Annotated in this window: 3 protein-coding genes; all 3 read right to left on the reverse strand. The window is 72.1% G+C overall.

Annotated features, from left to right (window positions below; all coding sequences use genetic code 11):
• Positions 1 to 126: 126 nt before the first annotated feature.
• A complete protein-coding gene (locus CVO76_RS16340; protein ID WP_244186062.1) occupies positions 127 to 1,734 on the reverse strand; it encodes a DNA polymerase Y family protein in 1,608 nt (535 codons plus the stop codon).
• Entirely contained in the window at positions 1,731 to 2,576 is an 846-nt protein-coding gene (locus CVO76_RS16345; protein WP_208740140.1) for a hypothetical protein, read from the reverse strand. Before CVO76_RS16345 ends, CVO76_RS16340 begins: the two co-directional genes overlap by 4 nt.
• A gap of 197 nt (positions 2,577 to 2,773) precedes the next feature.
• Positions 2,774 to 3,100, reverse strand: a 327-nt coding sequence (locus CVO76_RS16350; RefSeq protein ID WP_208740141.1) for a DUF5997 family protein, incomplete at its 5' end; no start/stop codon positions are given.

The following is a 3,100-nucleotide window of genomic DNA, read 5'->3' on the forward strand; positions in this document are numbered from 1 at the left end:
CCGGGTGTCGGAGAGACTCCGTTCGAAGTCCGACCAGGGAATCGGTGGATTGTTCCAGCCCATGGCGTCCCTCCCTTTCCTGGATGTCGTGCTGTCTGTGGTTGTCCCGGGATCCGCTCCGCGCGGTCAGTCGTAGCCGGCTTCCACCCACCAGGCATGGTCCTCGAGGAGCAGCAGCCAGGCAGAGCCGGACTGGTCGACCAGCTGGAAACGGTTGAGGATGCGTCCCTTCGGGTCCCACCACCGTTCGTCGATCGGCCAGGGGCCGGCCCAGGAGTGCACGGGCCGCCGGCCGTCGTCGGGCCCGGCGCTGAAGAAGGCGGGGTCGGCGCTCAGGAGGCCGCGCGGATCCACGTCGACGGGGTTGCCGCGGGAATCGACGACGACGGCGGGCACGGGATCGGCGAACACCGTGGCCGGCACCGGGCCGGGCAGGCGGCCGGGCCAGGGCTGGTTGCGGTCCTTGACCGGCACCCTGGTGGGCGAGGACGGGGCGTCCCCCCACGGGATGAAGACCCGGCGGTCGGCCAGGAGCCGCCCGCCGGCGATGATCGCGGTGAGGACGGCGCCGTGGCCCAGCATGCTCTGCACGCGGGCCAGGCCATGGTGGATGCCCTCGTCCGGCCCCGTCCCCCAGAGACCGTCCGCGTGGTCGCCGAGGTCCTCGACGATGTCGGGTACCACCTGGACCCGGGTGATGCCGGAGGTCAGGCCGTGGTCGGACGCAGAGGTGCCCTGGAGCTGCCAGCGCACGCGGTCGACGACGTCGTCGGCGTCGAACCAGCGCGGGTGCTGCCACCGGCGCTCCGACACCTCGCCCGATTCCGTGTGCAGCGAGACGTGCAGGGCCGTGCACACCAGTCCTGCCCCGCGCAGGGTGTCGACGAATTCACCGGCCCGCGTGCGGAAGGCGAATGCGAGCTGGTCGATACGGGCGAGGGGCGGCTCGAAGTCGGCGACGGTGTCGAGGTGGGGTGGCGGCTTCCGGGCGACGACGTCCCGATGGTCGAGTCCGCTCGCCTGGCGGTGCGCGAGGGCGCCCTCGACGCCGAAGCGGTTGCGGACGTCCGCTGCGCCGAGCGCCGCGAAATCACCGAGGGACCGGATGCCGAGGCGCTTGAGCAGCACGGTGAGCTTGGGCTGCTCGAGGACTTCGAGGGGGTAGCTGCTCAGGAACCAGGCCGAGCGGCCCGGCGGGATGACGACCAGCTGGTCCGCGTCGGGGTCCTCCAGCTGATCCGTGGCCCTGGCTGCGTGCTCGGCCGCGAAGGAGCCGTCGGCGATTCCGATGCGCACGTCCGTGAGACCGATGGCTGCGAGGGTCCGGAAGACCATGTCCGCGGCCCTGCCCTCGCTGCCGTAGTAGCGCGAGGGCCCCTTGACCTTGACGGCGCACAGTCCCGGGCGGAGGACCTGGACGCCGGGCATGATGGTCTCCACGGCCGCGGTCACGGGCTCGAAGGTGCGTTCGTCGAGCGAGGGGTCGTAGGCGAGGGTGACGAGCCCCGCGCTGCGGGCCTGGGCCTCCCGGATACGGAGGCCTCTCTTCACGCCGTCCTGCCGTGCTGCCGGGGAGCAGGCGAAGACCTCCCCGCGGTCGACGAGGACGAGCGCGGTGTCCGCGGGAAGTGCGTGGTCGCGCAGTGCCGCGGTGATGGGCCAGTCCGGGCACCAGAGCATCATGGTCCGCGTGGCCGAGGTGCCGGGAGCTGCCGGGGGAAGGGCGGATGTCACGAGGACTTCATCAGCCGGGGTTCGAACAGGGCGCCGGAAGCAGTGCCGAAGGCGGCGTCAGGGCGGCCGTCGGACCGGGGATCCGGCTGCAGGACGTCCTGGACCCCGGTCCCGCCCGGAGCGGCACCCTGGAGGTCCGTCAGTTCCACATAGGCGTGGCGGAGCCGGCCGGAGGGCTGGGTCGCGGTGATCTTCATGCGGCGCGCCCTCAGGTGGCCGGTCCCGGAGCCGAGGCCCTCCCAGGCGCTCTCGGCGACACCGAGTGTGGAGTCGCTCTGCTGCCAGGTGCCCAGGGTGATCAGTGCCGCGCCGCGCTGGCGCAGCCGTGCCTTGAGCCGTGCCCCTTCGGTGGGCGCGAGGTGTTCCGGGGCCCGGGTCAGGACGATCGAGACGACGTCCACGAGGGCTGCCGTCACCGTGAGCCACTGGGTCCCGGGATCCGGGACCAGGATGAGGCGGTCGAGGTTGATCCCGAAGCCCTGCGCCGCTTCCACGCTGAAGTCCGGCACACCGATGACGCTGCACCACGCCCCTGTCGCGGAGGGGCCCGCGAGCAGGGCCATGGCGATCGTCGTCGAGTTCCGGACGGCGTAGGAGCCCCCGGACTGGAGGCCTCCACCGGGCAGGATCCGGGCGAGGGCGGGTACGGTGGGCATCCCTCGTGAGTCCAGCTTCCCGGCCTGCATGCTGTTGATGCGGGCCTGGAGGCCGAGGGCGACATCGGCCGTGGAGCTGCCGTGGAGGGCTGTGTGCGGGGTGCCGGTCCCCGGGCGTGACGTGCCCTGGGGGGTGGAGGAAGGCTCATCCCGGTCGAGGGCGGAGCCGGCAGGTGGAGGCGTCACTCGTCAATATTCGAATACGTGTTCGATTAAGTCAATCGGCGCGCCTCCGCTGAAAAAGGGCATGCCTGTGGTGGGTGCGGCCTTCATCAGGGTGGTCGCAGGCACGTCCACGACACCCTGCCGGGAGGCCGGACAGTGCCGCCCGAGGGCCGGCTACGGACCGGCCGGGTGCGGGTCAGGCAGGCGGGATGGGCAGGTCAGGCGTCGGATGCCTTGCGGGCGGCGTCGCGTTCCTTGACGCGTGCGGCCTCGGCCCGGACGGCGGCCTGCGTGGACCGCTCCGCGACCAGCCATGCGGGCGGATCCTGCAGCAGGGCGGTGATCTGCTCGCTCGTCAGCGGATCCGTGATGCCTCCGCGGGCCAGCCCGCCGATGGAGATCCCGAGCTTCTGCGCGACGACGGGGCGGGGGTGGGGGCCGGTGCGGCGCAATCCGGCGAGCCACTCCGGCGGCGTCTGCTGCAGTTCGTCGAACTCGGCGCGTGTCAGCTCGGTCTCCTGGAAGTCCTGGGGAGCGGCGGGCAG

It is taken from the genome of Arthrobacter agilis, from assembly GCF_002953615.1.
Lineage (GTDB): Bacteria > Actinomycetota > Actinomycetes > Actinomycetales > Micrococcaceae > Arthrobacter_D > Arthrobacter_D agilis_B.